Genomic DNA, 16,908 nt, shown 5'->3' on the forward strand with positions numbered 1-16,908 from the left:
CCACATTATTCCTTATTCTCTTCAATCTGTTTATATAAGCCGGATCGAAACCGGAACCATTCAAAAAGATGTGTAAATACCACCTTAAGTACCGCATAACCCGGAACTGCAAGGATAATCCCCAGAATTCCAAACATTTTACCTGCGAATATAATTACAAAAATAATGGTTATCGGATGAATCTTCAACGTCTTGCCCATGATCTGTGGTGAGATGAATTTCCCTTCAATCAGCTGAACAGCTGTCCACACGATAATCATCTTCAGCAGCATAAATGGAGAAGTGACCATCGCCACAATTAGGGCAGGTGTAATCGCGATTGCCGGGCCCAGATAAGGAACAACTGCTGTACAAGCAGCAGCGATAGCCAGAACGAGAGAGTACTCCAAACCAATGATTAAATAGCCAATATAGAGCAGCAGACCAATACAGCAGCTGACTATAATTTGCCCGCGTATGTAAGAGGATACCTGACTGTTCATCTCCGACATGACCATACGAGTCTGCGGCTGCAGAGAAGTAGGTACAAACTTCAGAATATAATCCGGCAATTTTTTTCCATCGCGAAGCAAGTAGAACAAAATAAATGGCGTCGTTACAACCGCCAAGACAATCTCTGTAAGGGCTCCTACAAAGCTGCCAACACCCGTCAAGGCATTATTCAGAAAAGAACTGCCCCACGCTGTTATCTTAGATGTTATCTCACTAAGGTTCGTTCCGATACTGTCTTGAACTTGCCCAAAGAACTCCGTTCCGGTCAGATCCATAAACCGTTCTTGAATTAATTCACTATACCTTGGAAAATTGTCGATCAATCCTGATAGCTGAGTCCGTATAATTGGAATGACCATAAACAAAACCAGCGTGATGATACCAGCAATCAACAAATATAGGATGATTATTGCATATACACGTTTTATTCGGGATCTTTTCTCCATCCGATCTACCAACGGATTCAGCAAATAATAAGCTATACCTGCCAGTAATAATGGTGCGGCCACGGTGTGCAGCAATACTGATATCGGCTTAAAAATAAACGGTATTTTGGAGAATACCAGAATATTAATTCCAACCAGCAGCATAATGAGCAGCACTACTACAAATTTATTATTCAGAAAAAATTTTTTGAACTTCTCTGGCCACACCTGCAGCCTCTCCATCGTACCCTCTCCCCTATAAACCATCATATATACTGTGTTATTTCATTCACTTTTTAATAGCATAGTCAACGTTAGCCCTGCAAGTCAAATTTGATGTCCTTAATTAAGCACACAGTCCTATTACGAGTCTGGTCATGATCCGATTCAATCATAATCCTCCCCTGTTTATAAATAAATAACCCTGCACGAGATATTCCTCTGTACAGGGTTAGAACCGCAACTAAAAGGTACTCCCAAGCCTTGCTATTTTTTCTTTTTCCCTTTAGCGCCCTTTTCATTTGAAGCAATCAATTGTCCATCATAGGTGTATAACACGTGACCTTCAAGCTTCTCCCCCTGTAAATGTTTCCGCACTAATGATTTCGCCAGCTTAGGTGTAATCTCTTTGTACCACACACCTTCGGGATAAGCGATCACCACACAAGCATCTGAACATCTTCCATTACAACGGGTCACAGTCGTATGTATAAGACTTTGTGCGCCCTGCTTCTCAATCTCATCTTCTATCGCTTCAGCTACCTCTTCACCTTTATGTTTCTTGCAGCTGCTACCGTTACATATTAATAAGTGACTTACAGTTCCTTGTAAATTCCAGGTCGTCATGGATGACTTCAACCCCTTCCTATCAGCTAACCCTATTCCGTTCGTGGATTATTTTAAACACTATCATAAGCATCATTATAGTCAATAGTAAGAAAGACTGTTATACTATAAATGAGAATGATTATCAATGAAAAGAAGGGGATTACTACATGCAGATCCAATCCGACGGGATGCCTTATTCATCCCATCCTTTTTATATGCCCCTTCGGGTCATCAGCTTATCGGGAAGAACCAACAGCACAACCCCGAACATCCCTTCTACTAATTCCAGCCTTATGATAATCTGGGATGGGAAAGGTTTTCTTGAAATAGACGGTAAGCTACACAAGGTCATGGCCGGAAGCTTAATAGCCCTTAGTAGTTCTTCTTTATTGAAGATGGAACCTGAATTACAGTTAAAGGGGATATGGATTGAGTATTCCTGTATACCCCAGAGTAAAGATGAGGACATTTTTATAAATGACAACTCCCCTGTCCACCATGCCTCTACACGTTTGACAGCCTTGGCAGGTGAGCTTTACAGTGCCTGGATAGACGCTGATAAGCAAAAGCCGTTTAGGGTCCAGCAGCTATTCACCCAGTTCCTAGTGGAGCTTCATAGTGAACTGACATCCCGTAAAGAAAGATCAAGCAGTTGGATGGAGCAAGTGACGGAGTATATAGAAGCTCATTACAATGAAGATATCACACGGGATCAAATGGCTGCTTTAGCTGAAGTGAGCCCTGAGCACTTTTCGCGAGCCTTTCGCAAATCAATAGGTCTATCCTTCAGTGCTTATATTACACTATTAAGAATCCGAAAAGCCCAGCAACGAATTCTCACCAGTTCCCCCAATCTGACTACTTTGGCACATGAGGTTGGTTACGAAGAGGGAACTTATTTGAGCCGAAAATTCAAGCAGCTTGTTGGCGTTTCACCTACAGCCTACCAGAATAAGAATAAACGGGTCGTTGCCCTGAACTATAATCACACCGCTAGCCTGCGAGTACTGGAAATCATGCCTCAACTCGGGGTTTATTCCGAATGGCAACATAGCTTGGAACAAGTTCCCGCTTCCAAACAGCTTCAAATGAGCGAGGGCAAATTTTCATTACTCTATGACTCAGTAGCTGCGGTAAAGCCAGATGTCATTATCGGCTACAGTCTACCGGACAATAAGATTCTGACTCCTGTTGCTCCGGTTATTGAGCTGCCCTTTATGCAAATGAGTTGGCGAGAGCAATTTGTTCTGATTGCCGAGGTTGTGAATCGACGACAGCGTGCTGAACAGTGGCTAAGTCATTATGACAGTCTTTGTCTTACTGCCAACGGGTTATTAAACCATGCAATAGGAATGGAGAGAGGTACAGCTATCGTGTGGGAGGTTAGCTCCCGATCCGCCTACTGTTTCAGTAGCAGCTTCGGCAGAGGTTGCCAAATTTTATACGGTGATCTTGGCTTCAAGCCCCCCTCCGTAATTATTGAAAAAGGGATCACCGATTCCGGATATTTAGAGGCATCTATTGAGGATATCGTATCGTTTCCTGCTGACCATATTATTATCACCAGCATCCCTTCATCTTCTGAGGGAAGACAACGTTTTACTCGCCTACTACATTCTAAAGCTTGGAAGCAATTAGATGCAGTACGTAACGGACGGGTATATATTCTGAACCAAGGTGATATGTTCTACGGATTTGACCCACTGTCCTCACAGGCACAGCTTCAAGAATTGCTACGGGTAATGACATCATAAATTTGCATAAGCTGAGATCATATCCGTCCATAGTAAATACCCGGTGAAGCTTGTAAAGTTCTTATTGAGAATGATAATCAATATACATAGGAGGAACAACAAATTGCATAATCCAGGAAAAAATAGCACCAAACAATCCCATTGGCTTCTTTTTCCCCTCATGCTGGCATTAATTCTAGTCATATCAGCTTGCGGGAATTCCAATAATTCTGTGGGGAATACAGGCAGTAACACCAGCAACACATCAGCGGCTACTACAGCACCTACCGCCGAAACTAGTCAACCAACAGAAACTACGGAAACAGCTGCTCTAAAAAAGGTCACTACTATAAATGGTGATATTGAAATTCCTGTTCAACCTAAAAGGATTGTCGCTGAGGAATACCTGGGCAGTCTGATTGCGCTAGATACCATCCCTGTTGGTGCTCCCGGATTAACACTGGAGAATATGTATTTTAAGGAGGCACTTACTGGAGTTGCAGACACTGGAACTTACGGCAAAATGTCACCTGAAAAAATCATCGCACTTAATCCTGATTTGATTATTTCTGGACAAGCTGAAAGCTATGAAGCACTAAGCAAAATTGCTCCAACCATCGTTGTGCCATATGGTGATCTGAAAGATGCTCATGCCGAATTAACCTATTTCGGAGAACTCCTTGGTAAAGAAGAGGAAGCCAAAAGCTGGCTTGCAGATTACGACAAACGGATAGCTGAAGCTAAAGCCAAAGTAGACAAAGTACTCCCTGCAGATGCAACGTTTTCCATCATGGAAGACGGCGGAAAATCCATTTGGGCCTATGGCGATAACTTTGGCCGAGGTGGACAGCCTGTCTATCAGGCGCTGGGTCGAAAGCCCCCTACAGCTGTGGCCGCAGAAATTATGGAGAAGCAATGGGCGGAAATCTCTACAGAGGCACTCGCTAAATACGCAGGAGACTATATTATCTTAACTTCCAATAACCGTACAGAAGCTGATTACAAAGCTGATCCAATCTGGAGTAGCCTACCCGCTGTCAAAAATGGCCATCTCTATGTATGGAAAGAAGAACGTTCCTGGTACTATGATCCAATTGCCGTGTTATCCCAGACCGAAGAGCTGGCTGCTTGGCTTACACAATAAAATGCGCTTAAATTAGAATCCCCTACTGCTTCCAACAACATTGGAGCAGTAGGGGATTTGTTATTTCTTTTGACTACAAAAACACTCAAGAGGTAATAATACATTTAGCCTAAGGTTAATCTAGCAAATGGAGTTGATCATTATGAAATTACTATCACTATATTTCATGCTTGCTTTTATGGGGTTGCTGATGGCAGTAATCATCGACCTTTTATCAGGAGAAACCCTCACCGCTTCAATGCGGACGATCTATGACTCCTTTGCAGCTACAAGCATACAGGAATCAATAACTATGCTCGTTTTTATCTCCTTACCTTTTGTTAATACAATTACATCCTCTATCCGAAATAGAAGCAATAAATCCATCAAATAAAATAAACTAACCTATGCTTCCTAATTTTCTGCGGATGTAATGAACGATAAACAAGAGAATAGGTACAGCGGCACAGAAATACGGCAAAATATATTTCAGAAATATCCTTCCTTCGTCCATATGTATCGGATAATTCGCTGAACTAATAAAAGCCCCGAACAAAACAACAATACCAACGGGAACAGCGAGCTTCCTGCTGTCTTGCACCTTGAATAGATCTGCAGTGACTACCATTGCAGCATAGCAATATACTGACATTTTAAAAAATACTCCAATGATTAAGGTTAAGAGCACAAGCGCGTCCAAACGTTGAATGAAATTGGCCAGGTTTACTAAGGTTATCGTAGTGAACATCGGAAAATTGGCTCTACTGTAGATTTCTGTTCCTAGAACGGATATTTCGATGGCATGGGTAAAACTGAGTAATAATCCGCATAAAGTCATTGCGATGATTCCGGTTCTTTTTGCTACCTTGGTTTTTTTGATATGAGGTAAAATCGTAGTGAAACATACCATCTCCCCGAACGGAAATAGCCATATATTCAGATAGGCTGATTTTAATGCATTCTTCCAATCCGAGGCCTGTAACGGAAACAAGTTATCTAGTTTTACAAGTCCGGCGGCAATAACCAAAAAGCAACTGGTCAAGCCCAACAATATTATAATCAGCATATAAATCTCAGCCGCCCGCGCAAACACCTCAATCCCCTTATTTAAGATGTAAATTACCGCAACAACCATCATTGCATAAATGATGAACACGGGTGTTCTGTCGTAAGAAGCAGCTATTAACAACTCACCTGATTCATGCAGATTTCTGGAGCCATTGAAGAGAAGGATTGGAATGTATGTTAAGCTTAACGGCCAGCCTATAACATTGCCCAGTATCTTTCTTGTATACCCGCTAATAATCATGCCCGGATATTGCCGGTATAAATAAACATAAATTAAATACAAAAGAAGTCCACCGGGCAAAGCTAACAGAATAGCAATCCAGACAGCATGGCCACTTTCAAGTCCAATCGGTACCACAAGGGCCGTTCCCAATTCAAACAAAAAAATCAAAGCAAATAATTGACTCGCGCTGATGGTTTCTTTTTTCATAAAGTGGCCTTCTCCCACCTTTCTCACTGAACCCTGTCATTTTTCCTTTAACAATTTTGGCTCTAACCTCATTCCTACACTGCGAATATATGCTTCCACAGAAGCGTCCACTTCTGCTTCGGCGAACACTGACTCCCAATTGTCCTTAACGGTCTCCCACGCTTTTGGGTTTATACGCTTCAGTTCATTCCCGAAATTGAAAATATCGCATTTCATAGTTTGAGCAGCCTGTAAGGCTTGGGTTATTTCCTGTTTAGTTTTAAGAGCCACTTGTTGTTCCAATTGAACGATTACCTCTCTATTACTTAGCTCAATATAACTCTGAGCCTCACTAAGTGTCCCCTCTTCCACAACATTTACATGAATGACGGGTACTTTATTGCGGAGTTCAATCTTAATTTTTGTTTTTGAATGATTAATATTCACAGCTATCGAATCCTTAACCTCATCTGAATCTACATTAATACTGGTTTCATTAATCTCGTTCTGTACCCACAGTGCCCCCCGGGCAAGAGGTCCATCCAGCCATCCCTGAAGAACCCCTTTTTTCAATACGCTAAGCCCGCTCATTGTGACAAGTGCTTTTACTTTAGTTTGCTCCATCCCGGATTTTTTAGCTCCTTCTTCAGCGTCTCCAAGAATTCTGGCTCCGGATATCACTACTGACCCTTCTCCACTGAGACCATTAATTAGCTCAAAAACATTGATATCCCGGCTTTCTCCATATATTCTAGCGGTATTTTTACTCTTTTTAATAATCCCTATTGCAGGCAGGCTTTCTACTGGAAGTAATAGTTTCAGAATAGAGGATGCTTCCGTATCTCTGGCTACAATAACATTCGTGTTGAGCCGCAGCTCATGGGACCTTTCAAAGATGTCAAAAATCCCATCAATACCGCTTTTCACTGTAGATTCGCCTAAAACTAATAGCTGCGTGTGTGCAAAAAACATCTGTCTTGCCGCCTTTTTTGAAGTCTTGCGAAAAGCGCCAAAGATCGTACGGTCCGTAGAAGAATAAATAGTGACCGTGGGTTGTCCGGTGCTAGCTCCAGCACTTGTAGCTGTTGAGGATGGATTCACAATCTGAAAAGTAACATGATATTCCTCTTTATTCGGTACTTTATCCACGCCTATACCAGTCACAATGCCTAAATTGTTTAATTCCCTACTGTTCCAGCAGCTTGTCAGCAACATTAAGCAGCATATACAAATAAATGAACGCATCATCCATCCGATCTTCATTTGCCACTACCCGGCTTTCCATCATTCACCTTAAGTCGAGTATTATTCTTTTGGCTAACAAGACGCGGCCGAGTTCTCATATATTTCAAAGGCACGCGCAGGATGGAATCCTTCTGATTCTCAGCGATAAAAGGGCCAAACGGAGACATATAGGGAAATCCCAACGATTTCAAGCTACACATATGAGCAACCATAATAAAAGTAAAGATCGTTATTCCATAAAGCCCCATAAAGGCTGCAATAAACATAATGATGAAACGCAAGATGCGTATGGAAAGAGCCATATTAAAAGCAGGAGTAGCAAAGCTGGATATTCCTGTAAGTGAAACTACAATAACCATTGCAGGTGAGACAATACCCGCTTGCACCGCTGCCTGACCCAACACTAAGCCGCCGATAATCGATACAGTTTGGCCTATAGGGGATGGCATACGAATTCCTGCTTCACGTATAATCTCAAAGGTAAATTCCATCAGCATAGCCTCAATAAAGGCCGGAAATGGAACCCCCTCCCTTTGCGAAGCGAAATTAATAAGTAGGGCTGTTGGGATCATTTCTTGATGAAAATTCAGAATCGCAATAAAGAGTGCTGGGCCAAATAACGAAATAATAAGGCAAATAAATCTCAATACTCGAATCAAAGTCGTAATATCATAACGCTGGTAGTAATCTTCAACTGCATGTAAAAACATAAAAAAGGTAGTGGGTGCAATCAGCACAAACGGGGTTCCATCCACAAAAATAGCAACTCGTCCTTCTAAAAGATTTCCAGCCACACTGTCAGGACGTTCAGTATTGTATAGTGTTGGGAATGGGGAAAAGGGAGTGTCTTCTAAAAATTGCTCAATGTATCCAGATTCCAGAATCCCGTCTATATCAATGCTTTGCAGCTTAGTTCTAAGCTCATGTAAGGTATTATCATTGACGATCCCATGGATATACATAATAGATACATTCGTTTGGGTTACGTCACCTATCTTCATCGACTCCACCCAGAGATTAGGGCTTTTTATTTTCCTGCGCACCAGAGAGATATTCGTCCCAATAGATTCCGTGAAGCCTTCCTTGGAGCCACGAATGGCTACTTGAGTTGTAGCGTCCGATACCGTTCTAACCTCACCGCCGCTTGTATTCCCTCTGATTGCTTCCCTTATCCCGTCTATCCAAAGAATGGTATCTCCAGAGAATAAAGCCTCAAAAAGCACATCCCAATCTCTAACTGTCTGTTCTTCTCCGATTCCTCTCGCCACTTCTTTCATATACAAAAAGATGTCCTCAGCCGATGTGATCACTGGGTTTTCTTCACTTAGCTTATCGAACGACATCGCATGCTCCACGAACTCATTGACCATCAATTTTTCTATTAATCCCTCAATATATACGGCAGCTACCTCAACCTGTGTGGTGGTGGATTTAATTCTACGAATAACAATATCAGGGCTATGGCCAAGTCTTTCTTGAAGCTCTTTAAGATTATCGTCCAAAATAGTAGAGTTCAAGGGTTCCATAATCAACACCTCCTGCCCATACTATTTGTTCTTGATTGCTTTTTTATGCAACTAATGGAATTTATAATCTGCCTTAGCTTGGAAAATGAATACGCAAAAGGGATGTCCCTGAGCTACTATAGCTCCGCGAACATCCCCTTTTACTCTTTTGAAATTAACTTATTGAAGAGACTTCAGCAACGTAACTATCTCATCCAGCTGCTTGTCCAGCGCATAAGCATCGGAGAGATAATAAGTTTTAAGATCGTAGGTGAATACATGACCCGCCTTAACAGCAGGTAGGCTTTGCCAGAAGACACTGTCCAGAATGTCCAGCTTATCCTGCTCCACACCACGGCTGAAGCCTTGGAAGATATAATCAGCTTCTCCTAAGTACTCGGGCAACGCTTCGAGTGAGAGGGAAGCCCAGCCTTCTTTAAAGGCTGCCTCTTGGACAAGATCAGGTGCATGCAGCCCCAATCCGTTATATATAATCTCTCCACCACGCCCATATGACGAACCATATAAATACAGCTCTTTACCGGCAATTTCAAAGATCGCCACTTTTTTATCAGCTGCGATCAGATCAGACAATTCCGCTTTCTTCGCTTCCAGCTTCTGATTGAAATCCGCCACCCACTTTACAGCCTGCTGCTCCTTGTTCAAGATTTTCCCGATCTCGATCAATCGTTCCTTATAGTCGTATTTGCCCCAAGGAATAAAGACCGTTGGAGCAATCTTGGAGATTTGCTCATAGGTATCTTCCTGATAAGTGATAATCAAGTCCGGTTCGAGGCTCGTTATTTTCTCCAGGGACACCGTCATGTCATCGCCTACTACTTCAACACCGGTCAGTGCCTCTTTGAAATATGGATGGTTCAGGATGTCATTCCCGGCAACGGCAATGGGCGTCACGCCAAGCGTCAGAAGATCACCAATAAAGTCTTGTACCGGGATCACAACTCTTTGTGGATTGCGTGGAATCTGCACCGGGCCTTTATCGCTTTCGTATGTCCAGTACTCTGCATCAGCAGCCGGCTCCGAGCTGGCAACTACAGAATCATTAGTGCTTTTAGCCACTTCAGCCGACGTGCTAGCTGGAGCATTCCCCTGATTAGCTGCTTGTCCGCATGCGCTCAACAGCAGCACCAGCGTAAGCATAACGGCTATCATACTTGTTTTTCCTAACGATATTATTTTGTACAATGTAAATCCCCCTTGAGACTTTATATTATTATGATATTGATAATCAATATCATTTAGATCTTTGTTTAATATACCGTCTCCGCGGGAAAACATATATACACGCTAATACATCAATTTTGCTATGGACGATTGTCAGCTTAAATTATGGCCGGTTAACAAATCTGTCTGTATCTCCAATTGGCGTTCGAGCGCAAGCCCTTCGCTGCCCCAAAATTCCTCAAGCTTCAGGTAATATATGCGTTCATTCCTGAATGCTGGAAGATTGCGCCAAACCGCACTTTTACTAATCCGTTTACGTGTCCTCGACATCCAGTCCTCTTGTCCTGATACAACCACAAACATATGGTCAGCCGCGTATATTGGCAATTCCGACAGTGAGATGCATAAATGATCATTCCGCTCCAGAACATCTGACCTTACCTTGTCCGGTGGAGTTAACCCCAGCATTGGATACAGATTGTACACCCCGCGGGCTGTATGATTCCAGATATAAATACTGTTATCTTGCCTGATCTCATACACCGCTACCGTTTCACCAGATTCAATTAGTGAGGACAAGCGCTGCTTGGCCAAATCTATTTTCAAATGATAGTGCCTTATCCATGCCTCTGCCCGCTCCTCTTCTCCCAGCAGTCTGCCGAATAAACGAATCTGTTCCAGGCGGTCCATTTTATCACACTCTACCGTAACTAGTGGACCCAACTTCTCCATGCATTTAAGCTGACGGGGGCTCAGATAGGTTGGTGCAATAACTAAATCGGCTTCCAGCCCAGGCCATTCTGCTTCCTCCGGACATCCCTGCAACTCAAATGATCGTACACCCGCCAGTTCCGGCAGCAAAAGCAAGGAGTAATTCATCACATCTTCTTCAACCGCGACAGGCTTCACACCCAGCGCAAGTAAATCCCCTAAAAATTGCAACGCTACTATCCGCTTTGGTTTGGGACGCAAACGGAACTCTGTTGGGGTCATCCCGGTGACTTGCTTGAATTTCCGGCTCAGATATAGTCCATCTGTATAGCCTACTTTTTGCGAAATTTCCTGTATGGTTGCTTTGCTGGACATCAAGTGTTTTTTCGCTTTATTTACTCTTAAATGCGCTACATATTCGGTGAAGCTCCAACCCGTCTGCTTGCGGAACCATACTGAGAAATAACGAGGATTGAAGCCCATCATTCGAGACATCATCTCCCGCGTAATCTCCCTTTGCAAATTCTGGTGGATAAAAGAGAGCATTCTGAAATATGAACTATCCGTAATGTCTGCTTCAGCGTCAGCCTCTACGACCAGTTGATGTAGCTGATACAGCAAGGATTGAATTCTATCTGCCTGTGCTTCTAAATTATTGGCAGCAACGTCTTCCAATTCGCTGAATAAGCGGGTTATTTTATTCGTCGTACGTATAGGTAAAATCCCATTGACCGGAAAAATTTCACGGCAAAGTCCATAGACCAATTCTTGCTCAGTGCTATTACTTAGCCCATATACCTCATAGGAGATTGCTAGAACAGAGATAACGGTCTCTAATGGAGCATTAATTTGATAAGTCGCACCTGCGCTTAGAAAAAGAATTTCACCATTTTTAAGAGCTACTGTCTCTCCTTCTATGGTTATTTGAACGATAGCTTCTATTGGTGTCAGGAAGAGTGGGGACTGGGCAATCTGGGGTTTACTAATGTGACCGCCGCCGCATTGGCGTTTTCCTGCCTCTTTTAACAGATAAATTCTATGAACCGGGTTATTATTAGATAGCTTCATTCCTGCTCCCTTCCAGACTTCTAGACTTAATAACTCATAAAATATAAAGCAAGCGTATAAGGTTTCTCTCCGCTCGAAATGGATAAGATCCCCTATACGCCTTATATAAAACTTCAGATTTTATGGTTTGAGAAGCCTCTATCCTTAGTGGTCGTCAACGACTCCAAGCGCTTTATTCTTCTCTTTGAACCGTTCATTGTGAGAAGATACGTAAGCGACTTTGGCCGCGGTTGGGTCTATGTACAGCTTAGCGCTATTAAGCGCCAGAGCCGCATCTGTGAAAGTACCTGCGATCAAACGAACCTTGCTTGCATAATCCACAAAGTCACCTGCTGCGAATATACCCGGAAGATTAGTCTCTAGCTTATCAGTTACATTCGCACACCATTCGCCCATATCAAGGCCCCATTCTTTTAACGGACCAAAATCGCTTTTCAGACCATGATTCACAATGACAGCATCCACTTCAAACTGCTCTGTTTCACCTGTCTCTATATGACTGATCGTAACCTGATCTATCGTTTCACCATTACTGCTGTGTAATTGGCTTACTGCATATGGCGCACGGACATTGACTGAGGATTCCTTCATCCGTACAATGTTTTTCTCATGCCCGCCAAACTGTTCACGGCGATGTGCAATCGTCACACTTGCAGCGATAGGCTCCAATTCATTCGCCCAATCTACTGCGGAGTTGCCTCCACCGGAGATTAGCACTCTTTTACCGCGGAACGGCTCCAGCTCTTGAACGGTATAATGAAGATTTGTCACCTCATAACGATCTGCACCTTCAATTTCAAGCTTTGCCATCTGCAGAATTCCGTAACCAATGGCCAAAATGACTGTGCGGGTCCAATGTTGTTCCCCAGTAGAAGAGGTCAGGATGTACGTTCCATCCTCTTGTCTCTCTTGATTCATAATTTGCTGACCCAGCACAATAGTCGGATCGAAGGTTTGAGCCTGCTCCTTGAGCTGACCGATTAGTTGATGACAAAGAGTTGGGGTTACGCCTCCTACATCCCAGATCATTTTTTCGGGATAGATAAGCATTCTTCCTCCGAGCTCATCCTTCGCTTCAATTAGCTTTGTCTTCAAGTCTCTCATTCCGCTATAAAAAGCTGTATACATCCCAGCAGGTCCGCCACCAATAATGGTTACATCGTATAATTCCAGTTGTTTATTCATTGTGTCCCTCCAAAATTATATTCTAGTGATCCCTTCAGCTACTTAAGCTCCAAACTGCGCTTCATGCAATCGGCTGTAAATTCCGGCAGTCTGCAGCAGTTCCTCATGCTTACCTTGTTCTGCGATGCCACCTTCCGCAACGACAACAATCCGGTCCGCATTTCTGATCGTTGCAAGGCGATGAGCAATAACAAGTGTTGTGCGTCCCTCAGACAACTCTGCGAGCGCCTCTTGTATAGCGGACTCCGTTTCAGTATCCAGTGCAGATGTAGCTTCGTCCAGAATGAGAATCGTCGGATTCTTCAAGAACATCCGGGCGATGGACAACCTCTGCTTCTGGCCGCCAGAAAGCTTGACGCCTCTCTCTCCGATCATTGTATCCAGCCCGGCGGGCTGAGATTTAATCAGTTCTTCCAGCTGAGCGCGCCCTGCAGCCTCCCAGATTTCTTCATCGGAAGCTCCCAATCTGCCGTAAGCAATGTTCTCACGGATAGTTCCGTCAAACAGGAATACATCTTGTTGTACAATCCCGATATGGGAACGAAGTGATTCTAACGTCATGGAGCGAATATCTATTCCATCAATAGAGATGTTGCCTTCGCTTACATCGTAAAAGCGTGGCAGCAAGCTGCAAAGTGTTGTCTTACCAGCACCGGATGGACCCACAAGCGCAACGGTCTCTCCTGCTGAAATCGATAAGTTCACATTGGTTAGCACCTTTTCTTTATCACTATAAGCAAAAGCTACATCCTGGAAGGTTATATTCCCTGACAGATGAGACACTGGCTTAGCGTCTTTTGCGTCATCAACATCTGGCTCCGTCTCAAGCAGTTCAAGATAACGTTTGAAACCAGCGATCCCTTTAGGATAGGTCTCAATGACCGAGTTAATCTGTTGCAAAGGTCCTAAGAAGACATTAGACAACATCACAAAGGCAATAAATTCACCGTAGGTCATCTGCTTCTGGATTACAAAATAGGTTCCGCACACAAGAACGAATAACGAGACCAGCTTCATGAGCACAAAGCTAAAGGATGAATTCCAAGCCATAATTCGGTAGGTCATTAGCTTCGTAATACGGAAGCGTTCGTTATTAACTGCAAAGCGGGAAATTTCATGATTCTCATTAGCAAAAGCTTGCACAACACGGATCCCGCTTACATTGTTCTCTACGCGTGCGTTATAGTCAGCAATGTCCGCGAACATGATGTGGAACGCTTTTGACATTTTGCGACTGAAGTACATGGATAAATAAATCATCAGCGGGACAATTACAAAGGTCAGAATAGCTAATTGCCAATTAATGCTAAGCATGATACCGAATACACCCAGCAGCGTCATCACTGCTATGAATAAATCTTCAGGACCATGGTGGGCAATCTCACCGATGTCCATCAGATCATTTGTCATCCGTGAGACCAAATGGCCTGTTTTATTATTATCGAAGAAGTTGAAAGAGAGCTTCTGTACACGATCAAACAGCTTTTTTCTCATATCCGACTCGATATTAATCCCCAGCTTATGCCCCCAATAAGTGACGACAAAATGCATAAAGGCGCTGACGATATAGATCCCCAGCAAACCGAGGCAAGAATAGAGAATCCATTTCCAATTCCCACTTGGCAGCATATCATCCACTACCCGGTTAACGGCCAGCGGGAAGACTAGTTCCAGCAGTGCAGCAGCAATAGCACAGGAGAAGTCAAGAATAAACAATCCCTTATAGGGTCTATAGTAAGCAAAAAAACGACGCAACATTGTAAAAATCCGCTCCTTCCGGTGAGTGACCATCCTCTTTCATCAAGATTTAGTACGGGCTAGCAAATACAAAAAGTATGGCGCTCCAATTACAGCAACAACGATTCCAGTGGGGATCTCAGATGGCTGTAAGATCCAGCGTCCAATGGTATCCGCTATAATGACTAGCAGTGAGCCGAGCAGCGCTGAGGTTGGCAGCATGAGCTGATGTTTGGGCCCAACTAGCCGTCGCGCCAAATGGGGACCGACAAGGCCGACAAAGCCAATCCCGCCACTCACAGCAACACTTGCCGCAGCTAGACCAACCGCAGCCGCAAGAAGCCGGAATTGTTCTTTGGTTACAGCAGCCCCAAGTCCTACGGCTGTCTGTTCACCCAAATTAAGGACGTTCATTACCCTTGCTTTATAGATGACATACGGCACGAGAATTACGATCCATGGTAGTAATGAAAGTACAAACTTCCAGCTTGTGCCCCAAATACTCCCGGCAAGCCAAGTAGCCACAAACTGATACTTCTCCGGATCCAGCCGAAGAGTCAGCACGATCATCGCTGCACTCATTCCAGCTGCAACCGCTACACCGGTCAGCAACAGGCGCATGGGTTTTATTCCTTCATGCCGTTTATAAGCTAAGACATAAATCAAGGCAGCAGTAATTGCCGCACCAACAAACGCTACCATAGGCAGCAGATACACCGGAACCGCGGTTGCCGTTGGATAAAAAGAAATTAACAGCATAACCATAATTCCTGCGCCAGCGTTAATCCCTAAGATGCCGGGGTCGGCCAAAGCATTACGAAAGACGCCCTGCATCACAGCTCCGGATACAGCCAAACCTGCGCCTATCAGAACGGAGATCACAATACGCGGTAACCGAAATTGAAACAAGATTAACTCTTGCTTATCCGTCCCTTTACCGAATAACGTATTAAGCAGCTCCATAGGTGTCAAACGTATGTATCCTGTATTCATACTAATAATAAAAGCAATAACAATCAGTACAGCTAAAATAATCATTATAACTAAGCCACGTTTATTTTTGGCGGCTTGGAAGGAATCGAATGAAGTTTTCTCTATCATTACAGTTCCCTCCTTTCTTTACGTGCAAGATAAAGGAAGAAAGGTACACCGATCAGTGCAATAATGGCTCCAAGCGGCGTTTCATTAGGGGGATTAATCATCCGTGCTGTTAAATCTGCAAATACTGCAAGCAGACTGCCGAGAATAGCTGAACATGGAATGATCCATCTGTAATCCACACCTACAAAAAAACGGGTCAAATGGGGAATGATTAGTCCAATGAACCCAACGGCTCCTACTACGGCAACTGATGATCCAGCCAGAATCAATACAATTAAAGTCCCTGCCAGCTTAACAAGCCCTGTGCGCTGGCCTAGCCCTTTAGCAACATCGTCACCTAGGCTGAGCATTGTAATCGACCGGGATAATACCATAGCTCCTATTAACGCTGCTCCTATCCAAGGGAACATGACTTTAAGCTGAATCCATTTCGTCCCAGCCACGCCTCCCGCATACCAGAAAGCCAAATCTTGCCCAATGTGAAAATATAAAGCTACCCCTTCACTCAGTGCTGACAGCAGTGCACTAAAAGCAGCACCCGCCAACACCAGACGTGCAGGAGTCAGCCCTCCCTTGGCCAATGAACCGACCCCATACACAACCCCAGCCCCTACTCCGGCACCAACGAAGGAATATAGGATCAAATACATAAACGATAAGTTCGGGAAAAATGCAAAACAAAGCGCCAGCGCAAATCCTGCGCCTGAGTTAATGCCCATCAAACCTGAATCTGCGAGTGGATTTCGGGTCATCCCCTGCATAATGGCACCCGCAACTGCAAAGCTGGCCCCTATCATGGCCCCGCCAAGTACACGGGGTAATCGTAATTCCCTAATAATCTGATGATCCATGATCTCCGGATTAAAGTGAAACACGGCTGCCCACACCACAGAAAGTTTAATATCAGCCGCTCCGAAGGAGACTGAAACAGCGATACCTAGTGCTAATAGTACCAGACCGCCAACCAAGATTAACGTGGCAGCCCAAGGACGTGAACGGAACTCTTGTATGGCTGACCCTTTATTAGGGCTAATCTTGGAAGATATCTGTTGATTCATGAATGCCACCTTATTTCTATGAAATTGATTCTCAT

The 16,908-nt window shown here is 43.8% G+C and carries 14 protein-coding genes; 3 read left to right on the top strand and 11 right to left on the bottom strand.

From position 1 onward, the window contains the following. Nucleotides 1-5: 5 nt before the first annotated feature. Nucleotides 6-1,160 (bottom strand): AI-2E family transporter, encoded by a 1,155-nt coding sequence (locus tag MHI51_RS21520; protein WP_076127413.1) that lies wholly within the window; start codon nucleotides 1,158-1,160, stop codon nucleotides 6-8. Nucleotides 1,161-1,403: 243 nt separating this feature from the next. After that, on the bottom strand, nucleotides 1,404-1,763 hold the full coding sequence (locus MHI51_RS21525; RefSeq protein WP_076219783.1) for a ferredoxin: 360 nt from the start codon (nucleotides 1,761-1,763) through the stop codon (nucleotides 1,404-1,406). 149 nt (nucleotides 1,764-1,912) lie between these two features. On the opposite strand from MHI51_RS21525, the gene MHI51_RS21530 reads away from it, so the two are divergent. From MHI51_RS21530 to MHI51_RS21540, 3 genes are all read left to right on the top strand, one after another. Then, nucleotides 1,913-3,499: a helix-turn-helix domain-containing protein gene (locus tag MHI51_RS21530; RefSeq protein ID WP_405173248.1), complete on the top strand. Its 1,587-nt coding sequence runs from the start codon at nucleotides 1,913-1,915 to the stop codon at nucleotides 3,497-3,499. Nucleotides 3,500-3,659: 160 nt separating this feature from the next. Then, on the top strand, nucleotides 3,660-4,622 hold the full coding sequence (locus tag MHI51_RS21535) for an ABC transporter substrate-binding protein (protein WP_256721941.1): 963 nt from the start codon (nucleotides 3,660-3,662) through the stop codon (nucleotides 4,620-4,622). Between the two features lie 142 nt (nucleotides 4,623-4,764). Then, complete coding sequence (locus tag MHI51_RS21540; protein ID WP_076127617.1) at nucleotides 4,765-4,995, top strand: hypothetical protein; 231 nt, start codon at nucleotides 4,765-4,767, stop codon at nucleotides 4,993-4,995. A gap of 6 nt (nucleotides 4,996-5,001) precedes the next feature. On the opposite strand, the gene MHI51_RS21545 is transcribed toward MHI51_RS21540, so the two are convergent. The 9 genes from MHI51_RS21545 to MHI51_RS21585 form a co-directional block, all read right to left on the bottom strand. Beyond that, nucleotides 5,002-6,099 carry a GerAB/ArcD/ProY family transporter gene (locus tag MHI51_RS21545; RefSeq protein ID WP_076127405.1) on the bottom strand — a complete coding sequence of 366 codons (1,098 nt, stop codon included), beginning with the start codon at nucleotides 6,097-6,099 and terminating at the stop codon, nucleotides 5,002-5,004. 36 nt (nucleotides 6,100-6,135) lie between these two features. Further along, a complete protein-coding gene (locus tag MHI51_RS21550; RefSeq protein ID WP_405173249.1) occupies nucleotides 6,136-7,341 on the bottom strand; it encodes a Ger(x)C family spore germination protein in 1,206 nt (401 codons plus the stop codon). Beyond that, nucleotides 7,338-8,849 carry a spore germination protein gene (locus MHI51_RS21555; protein ID WP_076276696.1) on the bottom strand — a complete coding sequence of 504 codons (1,512 nt, stop codon included), beginning with the start codon at nucleotides 8,847-8,849 and terminating at the stop codon, nucleotides 7,338-7,340. The genes MHI51_RS21550 and MHI51_RS21555 overlap by 4 nt, the downstream gene beginning before the upstream one ends. Before the next feature lie 159 nt (nucleotides 8,850-9,008). Continuing rightward, nucleotides 9,009-10,034, bottom strand: coding sequence for an iron-hydroxamate ABC transporter substrate-binding protein (locus MHI51_RS21560; protein WP_254847660.1), 1,026 nt, complete (start codon nucleotides 10,032-10,034; stop codon nucleotides 9,009-9,011). A gap of 132 nt (nucleotides 10,035-10,166) precedes the next feature. Further along, nucleotides 10,167-11,792: an AraC family transcriptional regulator gene (locus MHI51_RS21565; RefSeq protein ID WP_076276695.1), complete on the bottom strand. Its 1,626-nt coding sequence runs from the start codon at nucleotides 11,790-11,792 to the stop codon at nucleotides 10,167-10,169. Nucleotides 11,793-11,936: 144 nt separating this feature from the next. After that, on the bottom strand, nucleotides 11,937-12,977 hold the full coding sequence (locus MHI51_RS21570) for an NAD(P)/FAD-dependent oxidoreductase (protein WP_076129508.1): 1,041 nt from the start codon (nucleotides 12,975-12,977) through the stop codon (nucleotides 11,937-11,939). Between the two features lie 42 nt (nucleotides 12,978-13,019). Beyond that, entirely contained in the window at nucleotides 13,020-14,735 is a 1,716-nt protein-coding gene (locus MHI51_RS21575) for an ABC transporter ATP-binding protein (RefSeq protein WP_076104415.1), read from the bottom strand. 42 nt (nucleotides 14,736-14,777) lie between these two features. Further along, nucleotides 14,778-15,752, bottom strand: a complete 975-nt coding sequence (locus MHI51_RS21580; protein ID WP_405174070.1) for a FecCD family ABC transporter permease — start codon at nucleotides 15,750-15,752, stop codon at nucleotides 14,778-14,780. Between the two features lie 62 nt (nucleotides 15,753-15,814). Beyond that, the gene (locus tag MHI51_RS21585; protein ID WP_076276693.1) at nucleotides 15,815-16,873 is read right to left on the bottom strand and encodes an iron ABC transporter permease; all 1,059 of its coding nucleotides are present in this window, start codon (nucleotides 16,871-16,873) and stop codon (nucleotides 15,815-15,817) included. Nucleotides 16,874-16,908 lie beyond the last annotated feature (35 nt).

Origin of the sequence: Paenibacillus sp. FSL H8-0260, from assembly GCF_045040625.1 — a bacterium.
Taxonomy (GTDB): domain Bacteria; phylum Bacillota; class Bacilli; order Paenibacillales; family Paenibacillaceae; genus Paenibacillus_AQ; species Paenibacillus_AQ odorifer.

Coding starts and splice junctions, on each gene's coding strand:
- MHI51_RS21520 (WP_076127413.1), bottom strand. CDS start 1,160: ATGGAGAGGCTGCAGGTGTGGCCAGAGAAGTTCAAAAAATTTTTTCTG.
- MHI51_RS21525 (WP_076219783.1), bottom strand. CDS start 1,763: ATGACGACCTGGAATTTACAAGGAACTGTAAGTCACTTATTAATATGT.
- MHI51_RS21530 (WP_405173248.1), top strand. CDS start 1,913: ATGCAGATCCAATCCGACGGGATGCCTTATTCATCCCATCCTTTTTAT.
- MHI51_RS21535 (WP_256721941.1), top strand. CDS start 3,660: ATGCTGGCATTAATTCTAGTCATATCAGCTTGCGGGAATTCCAATAAT.
- MHI51_RS21540 (WP_076127617.1), top strand. CDS start 4,765: ATGAAATTACTATCACTATATTTCATGCTTGCTTTTATGGGGTTGCTG.
- MHI51_RS21545 (WP_076127405.1), bottom strand. CDS start 6,099: ATGAAAAAAGAAACCATCAGCGCGAGTCAATTATTTGCTTTGATTTTT.
- MHI51_RS21550 (WP_405173249.1), bottom strand. CDS start 7,341: ATGAAGATCGGATGGATGATGCGTTCATTTATTTGTATATGCTGCTTA.
- MHI51_RS21555 (WP_076276696.1), bottom strand. CDS start 8,849: ATGGAACCCTTGAACTCTACTATTTTGGACGATAATCTTAAAGAGCTT.
- MHI51_RS21565 (WP_076276695.1), bottom strand. CDS start 11,792: ATGAAGCTATCTAATAATAACCCGGTTCATAGAATTTATCTGTTAAAA.
- MHI51_RS21570 (WP_076129508.1), bottom strand. CDS start 12,977: ATGAATAAACAACTGGAATTATACGATGTAACCATTATTGGTGGCGGA.
- MHI51_RS21575 (WP_076104415.1), bottom strand. CDS start 14,735: ATGTTGCGTCGTTTTTTTGCTTACTATAGACCCTATAAGGGATTGTTT.
- MHI51_RS21580 (WP_405174070.1), bottom strand. CDS start 15,752: ATGATTATTTTAGCTGTACTGATTGTTATTGCTTTTATTATTAGTATG.
- MHI51_RS21585 (WP_076276693.1), bottom strand. CDS start 16,873: ATGAATCAACAGATATCTTCCAAGATTAGCCCTAATAAAGGGTCAGCC.